17 protein-coding genes are annotated in these 23,804 nt (G+C 71.0%); 1 reads left to right on the top strand and 16 read right to left on the bottom strand.

The features are described from left to right. Positions 1-53: 53 nt before the first annotated feature. From ACFY7E_RS03690 to ACFY7E_RS03675, 4 genes are all read right to left on the bottom strand, one after another. Positions 54-2,057: a hypothetical protein gene (locus ACFY7E_RS03690; RefSeq protein WP_389480346.1), complete on the bottom strand. Its 2,004-nt coding sequence runs from the start codon at positions 2,055-2,057 to the stop codon at positions 54-56. Positions 2,058-2,477: 420 nt separating this feature from the next. Beyond that, positions 2,478-2,831: a DUF6113 family protein gene (locus ACFY7E_RS03685; RefSeq protein WP_389481030.1), complete on the bottom strand. Its 354-nt coding sequence runs from the start codon at positions 2,829-2,831 to the stop codon at positions 2,478-2,480. Between the two features lie 176 nt (positions 2,832-3,007). Further along, complete coding sequence (gene mshB / locus ACFY7E_RS03680; RefSeq protein WP_389480344.1) at positions 3,008-3,898, bottom strand: N-acetyl-1-D-myo-inositol-2-amino-2-deoxy-alpha-D-glucopyranoside deacetylase; 891 nt, start codon at positions 3,896-3,898, stop codon at positions 3,008-3,010. Positions 3,899-3,960: 62 nt separating this feature from the next. Beyond that, complete coding sequence (locus ACFY7E_RS03675; protein WP_053640878.1) at positions 3,961-4,155, bottom strand: hypothetical protein; 195 nt, start codon at positions 4,153-4,155, stop codon at positions 3,961-3,963. A 192-nt stretch (positions 4,156-4,347) separates the two neighbouring features. On the opposite strand from ACFY7E_RS03675, the gene ACFY7E_RS03670 reads away from it, so the two are divergent. Further along, positions 4,348-6,543 carry a prolyl oligopeptidase family serine peptidase gene (locus ACFY7E_RS03670; RefSeq protein ID WP_389480342.1) on the top strand — a complete coding sequence of 732 codons (2,196 nt, stop codon included), beginning with the start codon at positions 4,348-4,350 and terminating at the stop codon, positions 6,541-6,543. Between the two features lie 133 nt (positions 6,544-6,676). On the opposite strand, the gene ACFY7E_RS03665 is transcribed toward ACFY7E_RS03670, so the two are convergent. The 12 genes from ACFY7E_RS03665 to ACFY7E_RS03610 form a co-directional block, all read right to left on the bottom strand. After that, entirely contained in the window at positions 6,677-7,807 is a 1,131-nt protein-coding gene (locus ACFY7E_RS03665) for an ABC transporter ATP-binding protein (RefSeq protein ID WP_389480340.1), read from the bottom strand. Next, positions 7,800-8,783 (bottom strand): ABC transporter ATP-binding protein, encoded by a 984-nt coding sequence (locus ACFY7E_RS03660; RefSeq protein WP_389480337.1) that lies wholly within the window; start codon positions 8,781-8,783, stop codon positions 7,800-7,802. Before ACFY7E_RS03660 ends, ACFY7E_RS03665 begins: the two co-directional genes overlap by 8 nt. Before the next feature lie 6 nt (positions 8,784-8,789). After that, positions 8,790-9,803: an ABC transporter permease gene (locus tag ACFY7E_RS03655; RefSeq protein ID WP_389480335.1), complete on the bottom strand. Its 1,014-nt coding sequence runs from the start codon at positions 9,801-9,803 to the stop codon at positions 8,790-8,792. Continuing rightward, the gene (locus ACFY7E_RS03650) at positions 9,796-10,719 is read right to left on the bottom strand and encodes an ABC transporter permease (protein ID WP_383447566.1); all 924 of its coding nucleotides are present in this window, start codon (positions 10,717-10,719) and stop codon (positions 9,796-9,798) included. Before ACFY7E_RS03650 ends, ACFY7E_RS03655 begins: the two co-directional genes overlap by 8 nt. Before the next feature lie 114 nt (positions 10,720-10,833). Continuing rightward, positions 10,834-12,456 (bottom strand): ABC transporter substrate-binding protein, encoded by a 1,623-nt coding sequence (locus tag ACFY7E_RS03645; protein ID WP_389480333.1) that lies wholly within the window; start codon positions 12,454-12,456, stop codon positions 10,834-10,836. Between the two features lie 170 nt (positions 12,457-12,626). Continuing rightward, on the bottom strand, positions 12,627-13,739 hold the full coding sequence (locus ACFY7E_RS03640) for an ABC transporter ATP-binding protein (protein ID WP_389480331.1): 1,113 nt from the start codon (positions 13,737-13,739) through the stop codon (positions 12,627-12,629). Continuing rightward, a complete protein-coding gene (locus ACFY7E_RS03635; protein WP_389480329.1) occupies positions 13,732-14,787 on the bottom strand; it encodes an ABC transporter ATP-binding protein in 1,056 nt (351 codons plus the stop codon). The genes ACFY7E_RS03640 and ACFY7E_RS03635 overlap by 8 nt, the downstream gene beginning before the upstream one ends. 14 nt (positions 14,788-14,801) lie before the next feature. Further along, positions 14,802-15,764: an ABC transporter permease gene (locus ACFY7E_RS03630; protein WP_389480327.1), complete on the bottom strand. Its 963-nt coding sequence runs from the start codon at positions 15,762-15,764 to the stop codon at positions 14,802-14,804. After that, positions 15,757-16,689 (bottom strand): ABC transporter permease, encoded by a 933-nt coding sequence (locus ACFY7E_RS03625; protein WP_389481028.1) that lies wholly within the window; start codon positions 16,687-16,689, stop codon positions 15,757-15,759. Before ACFY7E_RS03625 ends, ACFY7E_RS03630 begins: the two co-directional genes overlap by 8 nt. 191 nt (positions 16,690-16,880) lie before the next feature. Then, a complete protein-coding gene (locus tag ACFY7E_RS03620) occupies positions 16,881-18,521 on the bottom strand; it encodes an ABC transporter substrate-binding protein (RefSeq protein ID WP_389480325.1) in 1,641 nt (546 codons plus the stop codon). A gap of 489 nt (positions 18,522-19,010) precedes the next feature. After that, positions 19,011-20,912 (bottom strand): translational GTPase TypA, encoded by a 1,902-nt coding sequence (gene typA / locus ACFY7E_RS03615; RefSeq protein WP_355967926.1) that lies wholly within the window; start codon positions 20,910-20,912, stop codon positions 19,011-19,013. Between the two features lie 329 nt (positions 20,913-21,241). Beyond that, complete coding sequence (locus ACFY7E_RS03610) at positions 21,242-23,776, bottom strand: ABC transporter family substrate-binding protein (RefSeq protein WP_389480323.1); 2,535 nt, start codon at positions 23,774-23,776, stop codon at positions 21,242-21,244. Between the last annotated feature and the right edge of the window lie 28 nt (positions 23,777-23,804).

Here is a 23,804-nt window from a genome sequence, read left to right as displayed (position 1 = left end):
GGCGGGTGGTCGTTCGACCACCCGCCCCCGTGTCCGTTCGTTCCCCGGGGCCGTCAGCCCTCGCCGGACAGGTCGATCGTCTTCGTGCGCTCGGCCGGCGTCTTGCCCATCAGCGCGTCGCGCATCACGAAGGCCACGTCGTCGGCGGAGACCTCGTGCTTGGTGCCGTCGCCCTTGGTGATCATGACGCCCTCGAAGGCGCCGTCCAGGAGCCGCTCGATCGCCTTCTTGTCGTAGACCTCGACCAGCCGGCCGTCGACGGCCTTCATGGAGAGGATCTGCGGCAGCGACCGCGCCGGGCCGAACTGGATCTCCTTGCCGCCCGCCCTGATCGTGATCCGGTCGGACATCGCGGGCTCCGCGAACTCCTTCATCGCCCGGTCCAGCTCGGCCTTGGTGACCGTCGGCCGACGGGTCGTCACCGGCAGCTCGACCAGCTTGGACTGCCCCGTCTCGACCTGGGCGCGGAAGGCGTCCCGGACCGAGTAGATCGAGCGCCGGACGTCCAGGCCCTTGCCGGGCTTGCCCTCGACCGGGGTCACCTTGTCCGGCGCGAAGAGGATCGTGCCCTCGGTCGCGGAGCCGGAGGTGCCCGCCAGGTCGGTCAGGGCGACGGCCAGCTTCTCCTCGTCGACCGGGAAGACCGGCTTGGCGACCCGCTCGCCGCCGAAGAGGGAGCCGATGACCGAGACGGGGTTGTAGTCGCTGCCGGCGGCGCCGCGGACGGTCTCCTGGCTGTCGAGGGACAGACCGGCCTTGTCCGGGGACAGCTGGACCTTCTTGCCGCCGACGGAGAGCTGGAGCGGGGCGTGGGCGCGCTTGCCGAGCGTCGCCTCCAGCTTGTTGACGCCCTCCTCCTTCGTGCCGCCGCCGATGTCCACGCCGAGCACCGTGGTGCCCTTGGGGACGTCGGAGTGGTTGAGCAGCAGCCCCGCGCCGTAGGCGACGCCGAGGAGGCCGACGACTCCGGCGCCGACGAGGACCAGCTTGGAGCGGCCCTTCTTCGCCGGGGCCCGGCCGGCCGGGGGCGCCTGGCGCGCGGCCGGGGCGGGGGGCGGGGCCGGCCGCTCCTCGGTGCGCGGGGCGGGGTTCGGGCGGGCCGCCGTCGGCGGGACCACGGGGATGCCGCTGGTGAGCGTGTCGCCGGAGACGTGGCCCGCACCCCCGGCCGCCGGACCGCCCTGGCCGGGACCACGGCGGGGGCCGGGCGCCGGGGCGGGCTGCTGGGGCGTCAGGATCGCGGTGTCGTCGGACATGCGGGGGGCGCCGCCGGGGAACGGGGAGCCGGCGCCCTGGGCCGGTCCCCGGCCCTGCGCCTGCCCCTGGCCCTGGATCGGTCCCTGGCCCTGGATCGGTCCCTGGCCCTGGATCGGTCCCTGCATCTGTCCCTGGCCCTGGACCCGGCCCTGTGCCTGTCCCGGGCCCTGGAAGGGGCCCTGGCCCGCGCCGACGGGGCCGGTGCCGGGGCCGCCGAGCGAGGCGATGCCGGTGGCCGGGCCGGTGGTCGGACCGGTCGGCGCCGCCGGACCCGGGTGGGCGGGGGTGCCGCCGGCCGGGGTCCCGTCGTACAGCGGCGTGCCACCCGTGGGCGTCCCGTCGTACAGCGGCGTGCCGCCGGCCGGGGTCCCGTCGTACCGCGGGACACCTGCCGCCGGGGTCCCGTCGTACTGCGGCGTGCCGCTCGCCGGCGTGCCGGTCTCGTACAGCGGGTTGCCCGGGACGGGGCCGGCCGGGGTGACCGGGCGGCTCGACGGGGCGCCGCCGACCGTCGGGACGCCCGAGGTCGCGGAGCCCGCGAAGCCCGTGCCCGGGGCGTCCGGGCCGGGCGCCGTGCGCTTCGGGCCCGGCGCGGGGGCCGGGGACGGCGCGGGGGCGGGCGCGGGGGCCCCGGCCTTGCGCGGCGCGAACCAGTCGCTCGGCTCCTTCGCCTTCGGGCCGGTCTCCTCGGCCGTCGGCGGCTCCGGGGCCGCCACCGGCTCGGGCTCCGGCTCCACGGCGGGGGCGGGCTCCGGCTCGGCCTCCGGGGCGGGCGCCTCGTTGACCGTCTTGCGGACCACGACCGGCGGGATCGGACGCGAACCCGGGATGTTGATCCGGATCCGGGTCGTCAGCGTCGTCTCGGTCTTGGGCTCCTCCGGCGGTGCGGACGCGGCGCCGGTCTCCTCCGGCGCGTCCTGCGTGGGGTGGAGCGACGGATACTGGCGGGATCCGTACGGCGGGGTACCCGAGGGGTATGCGGCTCCACCGCGCCCCTGGGCGCCGGAGGACGAACTGTCAGTCTCTCGACCAGTTTCACGACTCAAAGCAGGATCTCCCGGTTGGCTCCACCGCCCGCTCTTGCTGATGCTCGTGTGTCCCGGGCGGTTCGGCGGCGCGCACCACCATACTGGCCGCCGCCGTCGCGCACCCGACCCCCGGGCCCCCGACGACGGGCAATCCGGCTCAAGTCGGGACGTCCCGGCCTCAAGTCCTCCTGCTCACCGGGGCGGTCGCGGCAGCCGGGACAGCGTGGCGCACATCACAGCGACGCCCATGCCCCCGAAGAGGAAGAGAAGCTCGCCGACGCCCCCGCCGAACACCCCGTCGCCCTCGGGACGTCCGAAGCTGAGCAGGACGACGGCGAGGAGCCAGCCGCCGCCCGCCGCGGCCACGCCGATCTGGGTGCCGGTGGCGCGCAGGCCGCCGTAGAAGAGGCCGGCGGTGGCGAGGAGCGCGAGGAGCAGGCCGGCGGGGAGCCAGGCGGCCTGGACGAGGGCCCCGGCGGCCCCGACGAGGGCGCCGAGGACGAGCAGGAGGACGTACAGGGCGTACCGGGCGTTGCGGGAGACGATGAAGCCGTCGGATCCGGAGCCGGATCCGGTCCCGGGCCGGGAAGAACCGGACGATCCGGAACCCAGCGACGCGGAGCCGGACCGCCCGGAGCCGGACCGCGGGGGTCCGCCCGTGGCGGCGGGGCGGCCCGAGGAGGACGCGCGCTCGCGCCGGGGCGGGTTCGGCGGGGAGGGGCTCACGCGGTCACCCCCGCGAAGAGGTCCGTCTCGCGCTCGCCCTCGGGGGCGCCGTGGACGCCCCGGACCAGCTCGTAGTACTCGGTGGTGAGGATCGGCTGCCCCAGGTCGTTGGAGAGGGCGAAGAAGGGCCCGTCGACCGCGACTTGGGTGGCGTGCGCGGCCATCGCGGCGCGCTTGCGGGCCGCCTGCTCCGGGGTCGCGGCGATCTCGGCGGTGATCCGGTCCTCGTCGACGACACCGGGTACGTCGTCGGTCTCCGCGACCGCCGGGAAGGCGGAGCCCTCGGCGCGCAGCCGGGCGAAGCCGGCCTCGACGACGGGGCGCGGGACGCGGTTCCAGTACACCTTGGCGATCGTGTGGGCCGGGCCGAGGTCGGGGCGGAAGGCCGGGTCGGCGGCCAGTTCGGCGGCGCGGGTGGCGACCCGGTGGGCCTGGATGTGGTCGGGGTGGCCGTAGCCGCCGTCGGGGTCGTAGGTGACCAGGACCTGCGGGCGGGTCTCGCGGATCACCTCGACGAGGTGCGGGGCGGCGGCGTCGACGTCCGTGTTCCAGAAGGCGCCTTCCCGACCGTTCTGCTCGACGCCCATCATCCCCGAGTCGCGGAAGCGTCCCGGGCCGCCGAGGAAGCGGTGGTCGGTGACGCCCAGCTCGGCCATCGCGGCGGCGAGTTCGCCGACGCGGTGCGGGCCGAGCCGGTCCTCGCGGTCCGGGGCCAGGTGGGCGAGGCCGGGCGGGATGACCTCGCCCTCCTCGCCGAGCGTGCAGGTGACGAGGGTGACGAGGGCGCCCTCGGCCGCGTACCTGACCATGGTGACGCCGTTGTTGATCGACTCGTCGTCCGGGTGCGCGTGCACCAGCAGCAGACGGCGGGCGGGGAGATCGGACATGCCCCCACCCTACGAGACCCCGGGACGCCGGACCGGGAGGAGGACCGCCGCACGCGGGAGGCTCAGAACTTGAGGCCGCCGATCATGCCCGCCACGTTCGTCGTGAGGGTGCTGATGGACGGGGCGATGGACGAGCTCGCCAGGTAGAAGCCCAGGAGCGCACAGATCGCCGCGTGTCCCGCCTTCAACCCGGATTTCCGGATCAGAAGGAAGACGACGATCGCCAGCAGCACCACCACGGAGATCGAGAGTGCCACGGCGGTTCACCTCCACACTTCTTCGGTCGGACTTCTTCGGTCGGTTTGTTCCAGGCGGTTCCGGCAAGGAGCAGAACGCATGTGCCAGACGGATGCCTACCCACCCAGCGCTACGGATCATAACTATCCGTGCCATCGCATCGATCGGCGGACGGAGGCACGAGGGGGGCGCACAGCGCTAGTTTCGGCCTCATGACCTCGTCTCGACAGCAGCCGGCCCCACCCTCGGCCGGGCTCTCCTTCCCCCGCCAGCACGCCAGGACCCAGCGGTTCGGCCTGGGGGTCCCGCGCGGTTTCTCGGTCTCCCCGGACGGGGAGCGCGTGGTGTTCGTCAGGTCCGCCTCCGGCACGGACCGTTCGCACCGGCTCTGGGTGCTCGACCTGCCCCGGGACGGCGCTCCCGCGGAGCGCGTGGCCGCCGACCCGGAGGTGCTGCTCGCGGGCGCGGAGGAGGAGTTGTCCCCGCAGGAGCGGGCGCGCCGGGAGCGGAGCCGGGAGGGCTCGGCCGGGATCGTGGCGTACGCGGTGGACGGGGCCGTGGAGTTGGCGGCGTTCGCCCTGTCGGGGCGGCTGTTCGCGGCGGAGCTGCGGGCCGGGACGGCGCGGGAGCTGCCGGTGCCGGGCCCGGTGATCGACCCGCGTCCCTCGCCGGACGGGCGGCTCGTGGCGTACGTCGCGGAGGGCGCGCTGCGGGTGGTGGGCGCGGACGGCGCGGACGACCGGGCGCTGGCCGTTCCGGAGGGCCCGCACGTCTCCTACGGATTGGCCGAATTCATCGCCTCGGAGGAGATGGGGCGGTACCGCGGCCACTGGTGGTCCCCGGACTCGGACCGGCTGCTCGTGGCGCGGGTGGACGACCGGGCGGTGCGGTCCTGGTGGATCGCGGACCCGGCGCACCCGGAGCGGGAGCCGCAGCGGGTGGGGTACCCGGCGGCGGGGACGGACAACGCGGAGGTGCGGCTGTTCGTCCTGGGCCTCGACGGGTCGCGCACCGAGGTGGAGTGGGACCGGGAGCGGTACCCGTACCTGGCGCGGGCGCACTGGTCGGCGGCCGGGGCTCCGCTGCTGCTCGTCCAGACGCGGGGGCAGCGGGAGCAGGCGCACCTGGCGGTGGACCCGGCGACCGGGGCGGTCTCGACCGTGCTCGTGGAGGAGGACCCGGCGTGGCTGGAGCTGCTTCCGGGGGTGCCGGCGTGGAGCGCGGACGGGCGGCTCGTACGGATCGCGGACGTCGCGGACGGGGGCTCGGACGTGGACACGGGCGACGGCGGGGCGCGGGTCCTGGCCGTCGGGGACCGGGTCCTCACCGACGGGCGGCTGCACGTCCGGGCGGTGCTCGACGTCGGCCCCGGCGACGTGCTCGTGTCGGCCTCGGCGGGCGCCGCGGCGCGGGCGCCGGAGACCGGCGAGGTCCACGTCTACCGGGTGACGGAGGAGGGCGCCGAGCGGCTCTCCGGGGGCGTGGGCGTGCACGGCGCGGTGCGCGCGGGAGCGGTGACCGTCCTGGTGTCGGCGCGCCCGGAGGAGCCGGGGAGCACGGCGCGGGTGCTGCGGGACGGCGAACGGGTCGCGACGGTCGCCTCGTACGCGCAGCGGCCGGTGATCACCGCCCGGCCCCGGCTCACGGAGGCCGGGGCCCGGCGGATCCCGTGCGCGGTGCTCCTGCCCTCGGGGTACGCGGAGGACGACGGGCCGCTGCCGGTCCTGATGGACCCGTACGGCGGCCCGCACGGGCAGCGGGTGACCGCCGCGCACAACCCGCACCTGACGTCCCAGTGGTTCGCCGACCAGGGCTTCGCGGTGGTCGTGGCGGACGGGCGCGGCACGCCGGGCCGCTCCCCCGCCTGGGAGAAGGCGATCCTGCGCGACCTGACGCCGACGCTCGACGACCAGGTGGAGGCGCTGCACGCGCTCGCCGGGCGCTTCCCGCTCGACCTGGGGCGGGTGGCGGTCCGGGGCTGGTCGTACGGCGGCTACCTGGCGGCGCGGGCGGTGCTGCGGCGGCCGGACGTCTTCCACGCGGCCGTCGTCGGGGCGCCGGTGACGGACTGGCGGCTGTACGACACGCACTACACGGAGCGGTACCTCGGCACCCCGCAGGACGACCCGGAGGTGTACGCGGCGCAGTCGCTGCTCACCGACGACGGGCTGTCGTCGCCGGAGGTGCCGGTGCGGCCGATGATGGTCGTGCACGGGCTCGCGGACGACAACGTGGTGGTGGGGCACGCACTGCGGCTCTCCTCCGCGCTGCTCGCGGCGGGCCGGCCGCACGAGGTGCTGCCGCTGTCGGGGGTCACGCACATGACGCCGCAGGAACAGGTGGCGGAGAACCTGCTCCTGCTCCAGGTGGACTTCCTGAGGCGGTCCCTCGGCCTCGAACGCCCCTGAGCCACCGGCGGGGGCGGGCGGCCGGCCGGAGCGCATGGCGTGCTCCGGCCGGCCCACGGCACCCGCACGGCCGTACGGTGTGCAGCCTGGCGCGTCCGTATATCGGAGCCGAGTCGGGCGGGTTGCCCCGGTGTTAAGGGGCGCCGGGGGGCGGGTTCTCGTCCGGGCGGAGGAGGTGACTTCCGCTCGGGGGCGGGGTCCCGGCGCCGCTCTCCGGCTTCTCCAGGACCGCCCGGTGCTCCTCCGCCACCACGTGCTTCTCCTCCGCGAAGTGGCAGGCCGAGTCGTGGCGGGCCGGGCCGTCGGTGAGGCGGAAGACGGCCGGGACCGCCAGGAGGGGGACCTCCTGGGCACAGCGCTCCCGCGCCTTCCAGCAGCGGGTGCGGAAGCGGCAGCCGGAGGGGATGTTGGCCGGGGAGGGCACGTCTCCGGTGAGGATGATCCGCTCGCGGTGGGCGCGCGCCCCGGGGTCGGGGACGGGGACGGCGGAGAGCAGCGCCTGCGTGTAGGGATGGGTGGGGTGGTCGTAGATCTGCGCGTCGGTGCCGATCTCGACGATCCGGCCGAGGTACATGACGCCGACCCGGTCGGAGATGTGCCGCACGATGGACAGGTCGTGGGCGATGAACACGTACGACAGGGAGAACTCGTCCTGGAGCCTCTCCATCAGGTTGACGACCTGGGCCTGGACGGAGACGTCGAGGGCCGAGACCGGTTCGTCCGCGACGATGACCTCGGGCTGGAGGGCGAGGCCGCGGGCGATGCCGATGCGCTGGCGCTGGCCGCCGGAGAACTGGTGCGGGTAGCGGTTGATGTACTCGGGGTTGAGGCCGACGACGTCCAGGAGGTCCTGGACCTTGCGGCGCCGGTCGCCCTTGGGCGCCACCTCGGGGTGGATCTCGTACGGCTCGCCGATGATGTCGCCGACGGTCATGCGCGGGTTGAGCGAGGTGTACGGGTCCTGGAAGACCATCTGGATGTTGCGCCGGACCGCCTTCAGGGCGCGCGCGGAGAGCTTGGTGATGTCCTCGCCCTTGTAGCGGATGGTGCCGGAGGTGGGCCGTTCCAGGTTGACCAGCATCTTCGCGACGGTCGACTTGCCGCAGCCGGACTCGCCGACGATGCCGAGGGTCTCGCCGGCGACGAGGTCGAAGTCGACGCCGTCGACGGCCCTGACGGCGCCGACCTGCTTCTTGAGGAGGACGCCCTGGGTGAGCGGGTAGTGCTTGTGGAGGTCCCGGACTTCGAGAATCGCCTCAGCCATGGAGGCACTCCTTCCAGAAGTGGCAGGCGCTGGCGCGCGGCACCGGGGACTCGGTCACCTCGTACAGCGGGGGCTCGTCGGTCCGGCAGACGTCCTGGGCCATCGGGCAGCGCGGGTTGAAGGCGCAGCCGGGCGGGATGTGCAGCAGGTTGGGCGGCAGGCCCTTGATCGCGTAGAGCTCCTGGCCCTTCTGGTCCAGGCGCGGGATCGATTCGAGGAGGCCCTTGGTGTAGGGGTGGGCGGGGGCCTTGTAGATCTCGTGGACGGGGGCCTGTTCGACGATCCGGCCCGCGTACATGACGGCGATCTTGTCGGCCACGTCGGCGACGACGCCGAGGTCGTGGGTGATGAGGATGAGGCCCATGTTCAGCTCGCGCCGGAGCTCGGCGAGGAGGTCCATGACCTGGGCCTGGACGGTGACGTCGAGGGCGGTGGTGGGCTCGTCGGCGATGATCAGCTCGGGTTCGAGGGCGAGCGCCATGGCGATCATGACGCGCTGGCGCATGCCGCCGGAGAACTGGTGGGGGTACTGGCCGACGCGTTCCTTGGCGGCGGGGATGCGGACCCGGTCCATCAGCTCGACGGCCTTGGTCCTGGAGTCCTTGCGGGACATGCCCTGGTGGACCTGGAACATCTCGCCGAGCTGGTCGCCGACGCTGAGGACGGGGTTGAGGGAGGACAGCGCGTCCTGGAAGACCATCGCCATCCGGGCGCCCCGGACCTTGCGCCGCTCGTCCTCCTTGAGCTTCAGGAGGTCCTGGCCCTGGAAGAGGATCTCGCCCTGCGTGATCCTCCCCGGGGGGATGTCGAGGATGCCCATGACGGCCTGGGCGGTGACGGACTTGCCGGAGCCGGACTCGCCGAGGACGGCGAGGGTCTCCCCCGCGTCGACGGAGTAGTCGACGCCGTTGACCGCCTTGGCCACCCCGTCGCGGGTGTGGAACTCCACGTGCAGGTCGCGTACTTCGAGCAGCATGGATCCCTACCTCAGCTTGGGGTCGAGGGCGTCGCGGACGGCGTCGCCGAGCATGATGAAGGCGAGCACCGTGACGGCGAGCGCGCCGGCCGGCCAGAGCAGCATGTGCGGGGCGTTGCGGATGTACTGCGAGGCCGAGGAGATGTCGATGCCCCAGGAGACGGTGGGGGGCTTGAGGCCGACGCCGAGGAAGGAGAGCGTGGCCTCCAGGGAGATGTACGTGCCGAGGGCGATGGTGGCGACGACGATCACGGGGGCCACGGCGTTGGGCGTGATGTGCCGGAGCAGCATCCGGGAGTTGGAGGCGCCGAGCGCGCGGGCGGCCTGGACGTAGTCGTTCTGCTTGGCGGTGATGACGGAGCCGCGGGCGATGCGGGAGATCTGCGGCCAGCCGAGCAGCACCATGAAGCCGATGACGGGCCAGACGCTGTTGTTGCTGACGACGGAGAGGAGGACCAGGCCGCCGAGGACGACGGGGATGGCGAAGAAGATGTCGGTGATCCGGGAGAGGAAGCCGTCCCAGGCGCCGCCGTAGAAGCCGGCGAGGCCGCCGAGGACCGAGCCGAGGAGGGTGACGCCGAGGGTGGCGAGGACGCCGACCTGGATGGAGGCCCTGGCCCCGTAGACCGTACGGGTGTAGACGTCGCAGCCCTGGCCGTTGAAGCCGAAGGGGTGGCCGGGCTGGGAGCCCTCCTGGGCCTTGGAGAGGTCGCAGTCGAGCGGGTTGCCGCTCGCGATGAGCTGCGGCCAGATGGCGATGACCACCAGGAAGAGGATGATCAGGCCGGAGACGATGAAGATCGGGTTCCGGCGCAGGTCGTGCCAGGCGTCGGACCAGAGGGAGCGGGCCTTCCTGTCGGGCCCGATGCCGTCGGGTCCGCCGGGGACCCGTCCGCCGGAGGCGGCTGATCGACCCTGTTCCAGGGTCTCGGCCTCGGACATGGCGAGGTCGGTGGCGCCTCCGGCCCCGGTCGAGGCGATGGCCGACCCCTCGTCGTGGTGCTCGGGCATCTCAGGCATAGCGGATCCTCGGGTCAAGGACGGCGTACAGGAGGTCGACGAGCAGGTTGGCCACCAGGAAGACCAGGACGAGGACGGTCACGAAGCCGACCACGGTCTGGGTGTTCTGGCGCAGGATGCCCTGGTAGAGCTGGTAGCCGACCCCGTGGATGTTGAAGATCCGCTCGGTGACGATGGCGCCGCCCATGAGGGCGCCGATGTCGGTGCCGATGAAGGTGACCACGGGGATGAGGCTGTTGCGCAGCAGGTGCCGGGTGATGACCCGGCGGCGGGGCAGGCCCTTGGCGACGGCGGTGCGGACGTAGTCGGCGCGCTTGTTCTCGGCGATCGAGGTCCGGGTGAGCCGGGTGACGTAGGCGAGCGACACGGAGGCGAGGACCAGGCCGGGGACGATCAGTTCGTCGAAGGGTGCGGCGGAGGAGACCGAGGGGTCGATCCACTTCCACTTGACGCCGAAGAGGAGCTGGACGAGCAGGCCGGTGACGAAGGTCGGGACGGAGATGACGACCAGGGTGAGCAGCAGCACGGTGGTGTCGACGGGCCGGCCGCGCTTGAGGCCGGTGAGGACGCCGAGGCTGATGCCGATGACGATCTCGAAGAGGATCGCGACGATGGTGAGGCGGATGGTGACCGGGAAGGCGTTGGCCATCAGCTCGGTGACCTCCTGGCCGTTGAAGGCCGTGCCGAAGTCGCCGGTGAAGACGTTGCCCATGTAGGTCAGGTACTGCTGCCAGACCGGCTTGTCGAGGCCGAACTCCTTCTTGAGCTGGGCGGCGGTCGCCGGGTCGCACTGGCGGTCGCCGCACAGTCCGGCGACGGGGTCGCCCATCACGTTCACCATCAGGAAGATCAGCAGCGTGGCGCCGAAGAAGACCGGGATCATCTGCAGCAGTCGCCGGATCACGTATCGACCCATGAGGGACTCCGGGGGTTGGCTCCGGTGCGGACGTGCTTCGGAGGGGAGGAAGGCGTACGGCCCGGCGCGGGGGTCCGCGGGCCGGGCCGTGCGCCGTCGGACACCCTCCGCGCGTCAGTCGACCTTGATCTGGTCGTAGACCGGGACGCTGAAGGGGTTCAGGGTCACGTTGCTCACGCGCTCCGAGTAGCCGGCGCTGCCGTTCTGGTACCAGAGCGGGATGGCGCCCATGTCGTCGCGGAGGACTTCCTCGGCCTGCTGGAAGAGTCCGACGGCCTTGGCGGTGTCGGCCTCGGCGTTGGCCTGGTTCACCAGCTTGTCGAACTCGGGGTTCGTCCACTTGCCGTCGTTGGACGAGGCGTTGGTGTAGTACAGCGGCTGGAGGAAGTTCTGGATGAGCGGGTAGTCCATCTGCCAGCCGGCGCGGAACGGGCCGGTGAGCTTCTGCGTGGTGACCTGGTTGCGGTAGTCGGCGAAGGTGCCGACGGGGTTGCCGACGCAGGCGCGGTCGTTGCCGAGGGCGCGGTTGATGGAGTTGCAGACCGCGTCCACCCACTCCTTGTGGCTGCCGGTGTCGGCGTTGTACGAGATCTTCATGGTGCCGCCGGGGATGCCGCCGCCCTCGGCGACCAGCTTCTTCGCCTCGGCGGCGTCGTACGTGCAGAGGTCGCCGCAGACGTCCTTGTAGCCGCCGTCCTCGCCGAGGACGGGCGAGGTCCAGTCGACGGCGGGGGTGCGGGTCTTCTGGAAGATCGTCTCGGTGATCTGGTCGCGGTCGATCGCCCGTGACAGGCCCTGGCGGAGCTTCGCCTGGTTCGGCTTGTTCCAGTTCGCGTCGTAGAACGGGAAGGAGAGGGTCTGGATGATGCCGGCGGGCACGTTGATGTACCGGTCGCCGAGGTCGGCCTCGACGTTCTTGAGCTGGGCGGCGGGGACGTCGTCGACGAGGTCGAGGTTGCCGGCGATCAGGTCGGTGTAGGCGGTGTTGTTGTCGGTGTAGACCTTGAGGGTCACGCCGCCGTTCTGCGCCTTGTCGGGTCCGGGGTAGGCGTCCCACTTCTTCAGGACCATCTGGGACCCCTTGGAGTAGGAGTCGATGTTGTACGGGCCGTTGCCGACGGGCTTCGAGAGCCAGCCGGCGTGGTCGCTGAAGAAGGTCTGGGGCAGCGGGGCGAAAGCCGCGTAGCCGAGGGTGACGGGCCAGGTGGAGAACTTCTGGGTGAGCTTGACCGTGAAGGTGCGGTCGCCGGTGACCTTGAGGCCGGACATGGTCTCGGCGGTGGGCTCGCCCTTCTCGGGGTGGACCTGGTCGTAGCCCTCGATCTGGCCGAAGAAGTAGGCGTTCTTCTGGTTGTTCTTCAGGTGGGCGCCGTAGTTCCAGGCGTCGACGAAGGACTTGGCGGTGACCTTCTCGCCGTTGGAGAAGGTCCAGCCGTCCTTGACGGTGACGGTGAAGTTGGTCGAGTCGGTGGTCTCGATCTTCTCGGCGAGCATGTCCTTGGCCTCGCCGGTCTTGGGGTCGTAGCGCTTGAGGCCCCGGAAGATCATGTCCAGGACCTTGCCGCCCTGGACCTCGTTGGTGTTGGCGGGCTCCAGCGGGTTCTGCGGGTCGCCCCACGAGGAGGACACGACGCCGTCGGCCCCGCCGCCGTTGTCGCCGCCGCCTCCGCAGGCGGTCGCCGCGAGGGCGACGGCGGTGGCCAGAGCGGCCCACTTGGCGTGCGTGGCTCCGCGCATGGAGTGCCTCCCGTATGTCCCGATTCGCACTGAGAGACCCAATATCACCCTGCATCAGGAGGCCTGCATGTTGTCGGCGCCCATCAGTGCGACGGCGGGGGCGCACGAGAACGGCCGGCTCCCGGCGCCGTGGGGCGCCGGGAGCCGGCCGTGCGGAACCGCGTGGGGTGTCAGTGCGCCGGGACGACCTGCTTCTCCTCGGCGAAGTGGCACGCCGAGAAGTGGGCGGCCGGGGTGTCCTGGCCCTGGAACGCGGTCGGCACCGCGAGGAGCGGCACCTCCTGGGCGCAGCGCTCCTGCGCCTTCCAGCAGCGGGTGCGGAAGCTGCAGCCCGACGGCGGGTTCGCCGGCGAGGGCACGTCACCGGTGAGGATGATCCGCTCGCGGTGCGCGCGGGCCTCCGGGTCCGGCACCGGCACCGCGGAGAGCAGCGCCTGGGTGTACGGGTGCGTCGGGTGCTCGTAGATCTCCGCGTCCGTACCGATCTCGGCCATCTTGCCGAGGTACATGACGCCGACGCGGTCCGAGATGTGCCGGACGATCGACAGGTCGTGCGCGATGAAGAGGTAGGAGAGGTTGAACTCGTCCTGGAGCTTCTCCATCAGGTTGATGACCTGGGCCTGGACGGAGACGTCCAGGGCCGAGACCGGCTCGTCGCAGATGATGATCTCGGGGTTGAGCGCCAGGCCGCGGGCGATGCCGATGCGCTGGCGCTGTCCGCCGGAGAACTGGTGCGGGTAGCGGTTGATGTACTCCGGGTTCAGACCGACGACGTCCAGGAGCTCCTGCACCTTGCGGCGCCGGTCGCCCTTCGGGGCCACCTCGGGGTGGATGTCGAAGGGCTCGCCGATGATGTCGCCGACCGTCATGCGCGGGTTGAGCGAGGTGTACGGGTCCTGGAACACCATCTGGATGTTGCGCCGGACCGCCTTCAGGGCGCGCCCGGACAGCTTGGTGATGTCCTGGCCCTTGTAGAAGACCTCTCCCGCGGTGGCCCGCTCCAGGTTCATCAGGAGCTTGGCGACCGTGGACTTGCCGCAGCCGGACTCGCCCACGATGCCGAGGGTCTCGCCCTGGTAGAGGTCGAAGGAGACCCCGTCCACGGCCTTGACCGCGCCGACCTGCTTCTTGAAGAGGATGCCCTGCGTCAGCGGGAAGTGCTTCTTCAGACCGCGCACCTGGAGGATCGGCTCGCCGCGGCCCACGGGGGCGTCGATGGCGGCGACCAGGGCCTCTTCGTTGGCGGCGGCCACGGCCTCTTCGTTCTTGCTGAGGTCAGCCATGGATCGTCTCCTTCCAGAAGTGGCAGGCGCTCTTGCGGCCCGGAAGGTCCGTGCCGTCCTGCTCGGTGACCGGCACCAGGGCCGGGATCTCCGTGCGGCAGATGTCCTCGGCCCTGGGGCAGCGCGGGTTGAAGGCGCAGCCGGTGGGCACGCGGAGCAGGTTGGGCGGCAGGCCCTTGATCGCGTAGAGCTCCTGGCCCTTCTGGTCCAGGCGCGGGATCGAGTCGAGGAGACCGCGGGTGTACGGGTGGGCCGGGCGCTTGTACAGCTCGTGCACGGGCGCCTGCTCGACGATCCGGCCGGCGTACATCACGGCGATCTTGTCCGCGACGTCGGCGACGACGCCGAGGTCGTGGGTGATCAGGATCAGGCCCATGTTGTATTCCTGCTGGAGCTCCGCGAGGAGGTCCATGACCTGGGCCTGGACGGTCACGTCGAGAGCCGTGGTGGGCTCGTCGGCGATGATCAGGTCCGGCTCCAGGGCGAGCGCCATGGCGATCATGATGCGCTGGCGCATGCCGCCGGAGAACTGGTGGGGGTAGTCGGAGACCCGGGCCTTGGCGGCCGGGATCTTGACCTTGTCCATCAGCTCGATGGCCTTGAGCTTCGCGTCCTTCTTGGACAGGCCCTGGTGGACCCGGAACATCTCGCCGAGCTGGTAGCCGACGTTGAGGACCGGGTTCAGGGAGGACAGCGCGTCCTGGAAGATCATCGCGATCTTGCGGCCGCGGATCTTCCGGCGCTCCTCCTCGGCCATCTTCAGCATGTCCTGGCCGCGGAAGAGGATCTCGCCCTTGGGGATCTTGCCGGGGGGCATGTCGAGGATGCCCATGATGGCCTGCGCGGTGACGGACTTGCCGGAGCCGGACTCGCCGAGGACGGCGAGGGTCTCGCCGGCGTTCACCGAGTAGTTGACGCCGTTGACCGCCTTGGCCACACCGTCACGGGTGTGGAACTCCACGTGCAGGTCGCGGACTTCGAGCAGCGGGCCGGTGCCGGCCCCGTCGCGCGGCGCGGGGACGGCCGCGGTCTTGTCGATGATGCTCATCTTTTACGCCCTCCTCAGCGCAGCTTGGGGTCGAGGGCGTTGCGGACGGCTTCGCCGAGCATGATGAACGCCAGAACGGTGAGGCTCAGCATGATCGACGGGTACAGCAGGATGTGCTGCGCCGTACGGATCTGCTGGACACCGGCGGAGATGTCGACACCCCACGAGATGGTGGGCGCGGACAGGCCCAGGCCCAGGTACGAGAGGGTCGCCTCGGCGGAGATGTAGCCGCCGAGCGCGATGGTGGCGACGACGATCACCGGGGCCATGGCGTTGGGCAGGATGTGCCGGAAGAGGATCCTGCCGGTGCCCGCGCCGAGCGCCTTCGCCGCGTGGACGTAGTCCGCCTGCTTGACCGTGATCACGGCACCGCGCATGACGCGGGTGATCTGGGTCCAGCCGAGGAACGCGAGGGCGAAGACCACGACCCACACGGTGCGCTCGGTGAAGGACTGCAGGACGACCATGGCGCCGAGCAGGAACGGGATGCCGAAGAAGATGTCGGTGAGCCGGGAGAGCAGCGCGTCGACGACACCGCCGAAGTAGCCGGCGATCATGCCCATGATGCCACCGATGAGGGTGACGATCGCGGTGACGCAGACGCCCACGATGACCGAGGCACGGGTGCCGTGGATCAGCCGGGAGTACACCGAGCGGCCCTGGCCGTCGTAGCCCAGCCAGCCCTCGGAGCCGATCTTCCCGAGCTCGGGCTTGCCCAGGTAGTGGTTGACGAGGTCGCCCCTGGTGGGCGAGGCCCCCGTGAACCAGCCGGGGAAGGCGGTGATGATCAGCAGGATGAGGATCAGCACCGAGGAGACCAGGAAGTACGGGTTGCGGCGCAGGTCGGCCCAGGCGTCGCCCCAGAGGCTGCGGGCCTTCTCCTTGGCGGGACCGGCACCCTTGGCCGGCTCCGCGGCGGAGGGCGGTGCGACGGCGTCCTCGACGGCGGTGTCGACGGTCTTGGTCACGTCAGGCATAACGGATCCTCGGGTCCAGAACCGCGTACAGCAGGTCGATGAGCAGGCTGGTGGCCAGGTAGACGAGGACCAGGACCGTCACGAGGCCGACGAGAGTGGTGCCTTCGCGGCGGATGATCGACTCGTAGATGACGCCACCGACACCCTTGACGTTGAAGATGCCCTCGGTGACGACCGCGCCGCCCATCAGGGCACCGATGTCGGTGCCGAGGAAGGTGACGACCGGGATCATCGAGTTGCGCATCAGGTGCACGCCGATGATCCGGCGCTTCGGCAGCCCCTTGGCCACGGCCGTGCGCATGTAGTCCGCGCGCAGGTTCTCCGCCATGGAGGTACGGGTCAGACGGGCCACGTAGGCGAGCGACAGGCTGCCGAGGACGATCGCGGGGGCGATCATCTCGGAGAGCAGCTGGTCGTTGCTCACGTTCGGCGCGATCCAGCCGAGCTGGAAGGCGAAGACCATCTTGATGATGAAGGCCAGGACGAAGACCGGCACCGAGATGATCAACAGGGTGAAGATCAGGATGACGTTGTCCGCCAGGCGGCCGGCGCGCAGACCCGCGACGACACCGAGGGTGAGGCCGAAGATCAGCTCGAAGGCGAAGGCCAGGGCCGCGAGCTGCAGCGTGACCGGGAACGCGTCGCCCAGCACCTCGGTGACCGGGCGACCGTTGCGGATCTGGTTGCCGAAGTCGAAGTGGGCGACGATGTTCCACATGTAATTGGCGTACTGCTGCAGGATCGGCTGATCCAGCCCCAGTTCGTGTCTGATCTTGGCCACGGTCGCCGGGTTGGCGGCCTTGTCCCCGAACAGACCCGCCACGGGGTCGCCGGGCAGGCTGTAGACCATGAGGAAGATCAGCAGGGTCGTCCCGATGAATACCGGGATCATCTGGAGCAGTCGTCGTACGACATAGCGCCCCATCATGCCTCCGTTGAGATGTGACAGCCGCAGCACTACGGAGCCCTCCCCCGGCGGCCGCGCTCCCGGTGGGTGCGCGGGTGCCGTGGAAGGGCCCCCCAGCCACTGCGTATCGCCGGTGCGGGGGGCCGGGCGGGCGGTGTGTGCCCGGCTCCGGCCCCTCGCCTCGCGGCTGGCGGACTACGCTTGGGCGATTACTTCTTGTTGACGGTGATCTCTTCGAGGATCGGGTCGCCGTCCTGCGCGTAGCGGACGCCGTTCACGTTCTCCGAGTAGCCCGCGTTGACCTTGTAGTACCAGAGCGGGATGGAGGGCATCAGGTTGACGAGCTCCTTCTCCACCTCCTGGTAGGCCTTCACGGACTCGTCGAGGGAGGCCGCGGAGTCGGCCGCCTTGATCTTCGCGTCGAGCGCCGGGTTGCTGAAGTCGCCCTGGTTGCCGGACGCGCCCGTCTGGAACAGGTCACGGAGGAAGTTGGCGTTCACCGGGTAGTCGAGCGTCCAGGCCGCGCGGTACAGGGACTTGACCTGCTTCGACTTGCGGGCCGCGAGGTCCGCCTGGAAGTCCGCCTTGCTGTCGCCGACGCACTGCACGCCGGTCGACTGGGTGATGCTGTTGCAGACCGCGTCCACCCACTCCTTGTGGCCGCCGTCGGCGTTGAACTGGATGGAGATCTTGTTGCCGGGGACGCCGCCGCCGGCCTTGATGAGCTCCTTGGCCTTGGCCGGGTCGAACTTGGTGACGTCGCCCGCCGCGTTCGCCTGGAAGCCGAGGACGCCCTTGGCGACCCAGCCGGTCGCCGGCTCACGGGTGCCCTGGAGCACGGTCTTCGTGATGGTGGCGCGGTCGATCGCCATCGACAGGCCCTGGACGACCTTCGGGTCGACCTTCTTCGGCTTCTTCCACTGGTCGGCGTAGAACGCGACCGCGATGGACTGGATCGCCGACTGGTCGGCGTCCACGGCACGGTCGCCGAGGTCGTCGTGGTAGACCGGGAGGTCCTTCGGGCCGACCTGACGGAGGACGTCGAGGTTGCCGGACTTCAGGTCCTCGTAGGCGGGCTCCAGGCCGGTGTAGTTCTTGAAGACCACACCGCCGTTCTTCGCCTTGTTGTCGCCCTTGTAGCCGTCGTACCGGACGATCTTGATCTGCTTCTTGCGGTCCCAGCTCTCGAACTTGTAGGGACCGTTGCCGACCGGCTTCAGACCCGCGGCCTTGGGGTCCTTGTAGAAGGACGCCGGCAGCGGCGAGAAGACCTCGTAGCCGAGCTTGTAGGCGAAGTACGGGACCGGGCCCTTGAGCTCGATGGTGAAGGTGTTCTCGTCGACGACCTTCAGACCGGTGAGCTTGTCGGCGGTGGGCTTGGCGCCCTCCTTCTCCGGCAGCAGGGCCTCGGAGCCCTTGATGTCGGAGAACCAGGAGGCGTTGCCCTGCTGGTTGTTGACGTTGGCGGCCCAGTTCCACGCGTCCACGTAGGACTTGGCGGTCACCGGGGTGCCGTCGTGGAAGGTCCAGCCCTTCTTGAGCTTGACGGTCCAGAGCTTGCTGTCCTTGGACTCGACCGACTCGGCGTTCACCATGGTGAGCTTGCCGTCGGCGGTGTAGTCCACGAGCTGCGAGAACAGACCGGAGAGAACGATCGAGCCGTTGGACTCCATCGTGTCGGCCGGGTGCAGGAGCTTCTCCGGCTCGCCGACCTCGACCGAGAAGATCCCGTTCGGGTCAACCTCGCCCTTGGCGTCGCTACCGCCGCCGTTACCCCCGCCACAGGCGGTCGCAGCCAGGGCGACGATGATCGCGCCCGTTACCCACTTGGCGCTCTTGGCACCGCGCATGGGTTCCTCCTCATGAGTCCACTTTGTCACTACAAGAGGGGCACTCCGAGTTTCGCCGACACCCCTGACGGCTATGCACTCAAGTGCCCCGAGTGTGCTCGTGAGTCGGCACTCCCCACAGTGCGTGACCCATTGACCCGAGCTCAATGGAGCCAACTATTAAGTACGTCCGGGCCGTAAACCACACTTAAGTGGTCTCGTTTTGACAACATCACCCCACCCCGAGGTACCGAAATCCGGACAAAATGAGTCCAGACAGACACCCCCGAAACGGACTGTTAATACACGTTCCGGAGAGCGATGACCGCTATCCGGACGCGGGGTCGCTGAATACGACTTGACGGCGGGGCCCGGAGGACACCTTCCACGACGCTCCCGGGCGGCCCGTCCGGCGGAGGGCACGACTGAGCCCCGCCGGTGTCACGACGGGGCTCGGGTCGTACGGACGGGACCGGTCCAACCGGTCCCGGATCAGCCGTTCTTGGCGGATCAGCCGTTCTTGGCGCGGGAGGACGCGCGGCCACGCGCGTTCTGGTCCAGGATCACCTTGCGGATGCGCACGGCCTCCGGGGTCACCTCGACGCACTCGTCGTCGCGGCAGAACTCCAGGGACTGCTCCAGGGAGAGCTTGCGCGGCGGGACGATCGCCTCGAAGGAGTCGGCCGAGGAGGAGCGCATGTTGGTGAGCTTCTTCTCCTTGGTGATGTTCACGTCCATGTCGTCGGAGCGCGAGTTCTCGCCGACGATCATGCCCTCGTACACCTCGGTGCCGGGGTCGGTGAACAGGACGCCGCGCTCCTGGAGGTTGGTCATCGCGAAGGCGGTGACGGCGCCGGCGCGGTCGGCGACGAGCGAACCGTTGTTACGGGTCGTCAGCGTGCCGAACCACGGCTCGTGGCCCTCGTGGATCGAGTGGGCGATGCCCGTGCCGCGGGTGTTGGTGAGGAACTCCGTACGGAAGCCGATGAGGCCGCGGGACGGGACGACGAACTCCATGCGGACCCAGCCGGAGCCGTGGTTCGACATGTTGTCCATGCGGCCCTTGCGGACGCCCATGAGCTGCGTGACCGCGCCCATGTGCTCCTCGGGGACGTCGACCGTGAGGCGCTCGACGGGCTCGTGGACCTTGCCGTCGACGAGCTTCGTGACGACCTGCGGCTTGCCGATGGTCAGCTCGAAGCCCTCGCGGCGCATCTGCTCGACCAGGATGGCGAGCGCGAGCTCACCGCGGCCCTGGACCTCCCAGGCGTCCGGGCGCTCGGTGTCGAGGACGCGGAGCGAGACGTTGCCGATGAGCTCGCGGTCCAGACGGTCCTTGACCTGGCGGGCGGTGACCTTGCGCTGCTTGACCGCGGACTTGGCGTCCGCGCCCTTGCCCGTGCCGCCGCGGCCGACGAGCGGCGAGGTGTTGGTGCCGATGGTCATGGAGATGGCCGGCTGGTCGACCGTGATCAGCGGCAGCGCGATCGGGTTCTCCGGGTCGGCCAGGGTCTCGCCGATCATGATGTCGGGGATGCCGGCGACGGCGCAGATGTCACCGGGGCCGGCGACCTCGGCCGGCTTGCGGGTGAGCGCCTCGGTCATCATCAGCTCGGTGATGCGGACGTTGGAGATCGTGCCGTCCCGCTTGATCCACGCGACCGTCTGGCCCTTGCGCAGCTCGCCCTGCTCGACGCGGAGCAGCGCGATGCGGCCGAGGAAGTTGTCGGCGTCCAGGTTGGTGACGTGGGCCTGGAGCGGGGCCTCCTCGTCGTACACCGGGGCCGGGACGTGCTCCAGGATGGCGGAGAAGAACGGCTCCAGGTTGTCGCTGTCCGCGGGGACCGTGCCGTTCTCCGGCTTGGTCAGCGAGGCGACGCCGTCACGGCCGCAGGCGTAGACGATCGGGAACTCGATCTGGTCCTCGTCCGCGTCCAGGTCCAGGAACAGGTCGTAGGTCTCGTTGACGACCTCGTCGATCCGGGAGTCCGGGCGGTCCGTCTTGTTGATGCAGAGGATGACGGGCTTGCGCTGCTGGAGCGCCTTGCGCAGCACGAAGCGGGTCTGCGGGAGCGGGCCCTCGGAGGCGTCCACGAGGAGGACGACCGCGTCCACCATCGACAGACCGCGCTCGACCTCGCCGCCGAAGTCGGCGTGGCCGGGGGTGTCGATGATGTTGATCGTGATCGGGGCCCCGCCGTCCTTGGGGTGGTACTTCACCGCCGTGTTCTTGGCGAGGATCGTGATGCCCTTCTCACGCTCCAGGTCGTTCGAGTCCATCATGCGGTCGTCGAGCTGCTGGTGGGCGGCGAAGGCACCGGCCTGCTTGAGCATGGCGTCGACGATGGTCGTCTTGCCGTGGTCGACGTGGGCGACGATGGCGACGTTGCGGATGTCGTGGCGCGTGGGCATGGGTGGCTTGCGCTTCTCTCGGATCGTGGGAATCGGCGTCAGTTCCTCTTACGCCCGCCGGGCGGACGCGCCACGGCTGTCTCCCATGGTACGGGGCTGCCGCGCAAGAGGCTTCCCCGCCCGGGATCCGAGAGGGTCTACTGGGAGGTTTCAAGGGTGTGGGGAAGGTCGTGCGGCCGGGTCAAGGGGCCGACGCGATCCTGCCCGCCGGGGTGACCGGCGGGCAAGGAAGTTGAGCTGGTTCTGAGGTTGTGACCTGCGCTTTCAGTGCTTTCAGGAGTTTCGGCGGTTTCGTGCCGCGCTTCCGGCCGTGATCCGCCGGACAGGCCCTAGCGGGTCCCCTCGGGTCCCTTGGGGGTCTCCTTCTTCCCGAAGCCGATGTCCTGGTAGCGGGGGGCGGCGAAGCCCCAGGCCCCCGCGTTCACCAGATCGGCCCTGGCGGCGACGAGCTGCGGGCGCTGGTAGAGGGGGATGGAACCGGCCGCGGCCCAGATCCGGGCGTCGGCCTGGCGCACCAGCTCCAGGGCCTCCTCCTCGTCGAGCGTGCCCGCCGCCTGGTCGAAGAGCTGGTCGATGCGGTCGGTGCCGACCCGGGAGTAGTTCTGCTCGACCATGAGCGAGCCGTCCGAGGCCGGCTCGGGCTTGGCGAAGATCGGCCGGGCGTCGGTCGCGGGGAAGGCGGAGGCGGGCCAGGAGTAGAGGGCCAGGTCGTAGTCGCCCGAGGCGATGTGGTCCTTGAAGAAGCTCTCGTCGGAGACCTTGGCGACCTCGGTGCGGATCCCGACCGCGTCGAGCATCCGGACGATCCGGTCCCCCACCGTCCGCAGCGGCTCGGAGCCCGGTCCGGACGGCAGGACGAAGCGGAGGCTGAGCGCCTTGCCGTCCTTGCCGAGGGTCTGGTTCGCGTCGGGGACGGCGGCGGGCGCGGCGGTGCCGCGCGGGGCGTAGGCCCCGGCCACCCCCCGGTCGGGCCGGGCGGCCTGCCGGGCGGCGGCGCCCGTACCGGTGTCGAGCGCCTCGGCCCGGGCGAGGGCCTCGGCGCGGGCGTCGGGGACGCCGGGGGCTTCGGCGCGGGTGTCGAGGGCTTCGGCGCGGGCCCGGAGGGCGGCGCTCTGGCGGGCGGCGGCGGAGGCCGGGGCGAGGACGTGGACACCGCTCACGGGGCCGCCGGCGACGGGGGCGGGGGCGATGGGGGCGGGGACGGCCCGGCGCTCGCCCGGCTTGTCGTCGCCGACGATGTAGAGGCCCTCGTCGGAGGGGGTGTCCCCGGAGGCGTCGTCGCTCTTCTTGGCGTCGTCGCCCTTCTCTGCGCCGGCGGGCTTCTCGGCGTCGGCGGTCGGGGTGCCCTTCTCGGGCTTCTCGGGCTTCTCGGGCTTCCCGGCCTCCTCGGCCTTCGCCCCCGTCTCCTTCTCTCCCGTCTCCTTCTCCGCCTCGCTGCCCGCCTTGGTGCCGGCGGGCTGTTCGGCCCCGCCGGGGACCCAGCCGGCGTCGGCGAGGAGCGCCCGCGCCTCCTGGGTGTCCTGGCCGCCGAGGGCGTCGCTGCCGTCCTTGTACGCCGCCTGGCCGGCGAGCGCCAGGTGGCTGCCGGGGGGCTCCGCCGGGAGGCCGAGGGGCTTGAGTACGGATTCGGCCAGTTCCCGGCGGTCGATGGCGCGGGCCACCGCGCGCCGCACCCGCTCGTCGGAGAGCGGTCCGGACTCGCCGTTCAGCGAGAGCTGGGTGTAGGCGGGCTCCAGGGACTTGCGGACCACGTACTTCGCCAGGGTGTCCTGCGCGCTCGCGTACCGGGCGATCGCCTCCTGGTTCTCCTCGCGGGCGGCCCGTACCTCCTCGGCCTTCTCCTCGTCGGATCCGTGGGCGAGGGCCCAGGACTTCAGGGCCTTGGCGGGGGTGATCGAGGAGCCGGGGCCGTGGGCGAGGGCGGCCTGGGCGCCGTTCCGTCCGGCGCGGGCGTCGCGGACCGCCAGGGAGATCCGCTCGGCCGTGGAGCGGTCGATCTCGGCCAGGTCGAGCGTGCCCGCGGCGAGGGCCTCCGCCCGGTCGGCCCGGGGGACGGCCTTGAGGACGACGGTGTCGAGCTTGGCGGGCTGCCCCCACCAGCGGGGGTTGCGGACGAGGGTGACGTCCCCGCCCTCGGCGCCGACCGACTTCAGCAGGAACGGTCCCGCGGTGGCCTTGAGCGTGGTGCGCGCGCCGTCGTTGAAGGCGTCCGGCGACCCCATCACCTGCTTCGGGTAGAGAGGGGTGAAGAGGGACTGCCAGTCGGCGTAGGGCTTGGCGAAGGTGACCCGCACCTCCAGGTCGTTCTTGCCCCGCTCGATCTTCTCGATCCGCTCGTAGCCGGAGTTCCGGGCGGTCCAGTACGCGGTGTCGCGGCCGCTCAGGGCCCGCCACTGGGCGACGAAGTCGGGGGCCCCGATCTCGCGCCCGTCGCTCCACACGGCCTGCTGGTTGAGCTTGTAGAGGACGACCTGCTTGGGCTCGGTCTCGATGACCTGCGCGGACTCCAGGTAGTCGGGGTTCCGCTGCGGCCGGCCCCGCTGGTCGAGGGTGTAGAGGGCGGGGAGGACGGCTCCGGCGATGCGGGAGGTGGCGGCGTCCGCGTCGGCCTGGAAGGCGTTGAGGGTGGCGGGGGCCGCGTCGACGGCCCAGCGCAGGGTGCCTCCGTCGGCGACCCGGTCGCGCGGGGCGGGCGCGTTGTCCTGGGCCGCGACCGGGGTTCCGTCGGCCTCGTCGTCCGCGCTGCATCCGGCGAGGACGGAGACGGCGAGGACGGCGCTGGTGAGGGTGGCGACGGTGCGGAGCGTCCGGGTGCGGGGGCTCGTGGGGCATGTCCCCCCGTGAGGGGTGCCGATCTGGGACATGTCTTGTACCCCTTCGTCCGGATTCATT

The organism is Streptomyces sp. NPDC012825 (assembly GCF_042900925.1).
Classification (GTDB): Bacteria; Actinomycetota; Actinomycetes; order Streptomycetales; family Streptomycetaceae; genus Streptomyces.
This window is presented reverse-complemented; position numbering and strand designations above follow the sequence as displayed.

Bases quoted from the DNA above. Each gene is read 5' to 3' on its own strand.
- mshB (WP_389480344.1), bottom strand. From the start codon at position 3,898: ATGTCCGATCTCCCCGCCCGCCGTCTGCTGCTGGTGCACGCGCACCCG.
- ACFY7E_RS03610 (WP_389480323.1), bottom strand. From the start codon at position 23,776: ATGTCCCAGATCGGCACCCCTCACGGGGGGACATGCCCCACGAGCCCC.
- ACFY7E_RS03655 (WP_389480335.1), bottom strand. From the start codon at position 9,803: ATGCCTGAGATGCCCGAGCACCACGACGAGGGGTCGGCCATCGCCTCG.
- ACFY7E_RS03660 (WP_389480337.1), bottom strand. From the start codon at position 8,783: ATGCTGCTCGAAGTACGCGACCTGCACGTGGAGTTCCACACCCGCGAC.
- ACFY7E_RS03650 (WP_383447566.1), bottom strand. From the start codon at position 10,719: ATGGGTCGATACGTGATCCGGCGACTGCTGCAGATGATCCCGGTCTTC.
- ACFY7E_RS03645 (WP_389480333.1), bottom strand. From the start codon at position 12,456: ATGCGCGGAGCCACGCACGCCAAGTGGGCCGCTCTGGCCACCGCCGTC.
- ACFY7E_RS03635 (WP_389480329.1), bottom strand. From the start codon at position 14,787: ATGAGCATCATCGACAAGACCGCGGCCGTCCCCGCGCCGCGCGACGGG.
- ACFY7E_RS03630 (WP_389480327.1), bottom strand. From the start codon at position 15,764: ATGCCTGACGTGACCAAGACCGTCGACACCGCCGTCGAGGACGCCGTC.
- typA (WP_355967926.1), bottom strand. From the start codon at position 20,912: ATGCCCACGCGCCACGACATCCGCAACGTCGCCATCGTCGCCCACGTC.
- ACFY7E_RS03625 (WP_389481028.1), bottom strand. From the start codon at position 16,689: ATGGGGCGCTATGTCGTACGACGACTGCTCCAGATGATCCCGGTATTC.
- ACFY7E_RS03665 (WP_389480340.1), bottom strand. From the start codon at position 7,807: ATGGCTGAGGCGATTCTCGAAGTCCGGGACCTCCACAAGCACTACCCG.
- ACFY7E_RS03620 (WP_389480325.1), bottom strand. From the start codon at position 18,521: ATGCGCGGTGCCAAGAGCGCCAAGTGGGTAACGGGCGCGATCATCGTC.
- ACFY7E_RS03640 (WP_389480331.1), bottom strand. From the start codon at position 13,739: ATGGCTGACCTCAGCAAGAACGAAGAGGCCGTGGCCGCCGCCAACGAA.
- ACFY7E_RS03670 (WP_389480342.1), top strand. From the start codon at position 4,348: ATGACCTCGTCTCGACAGCAGCCGGCCCCACCCTCGGCCGGGCTCTCC.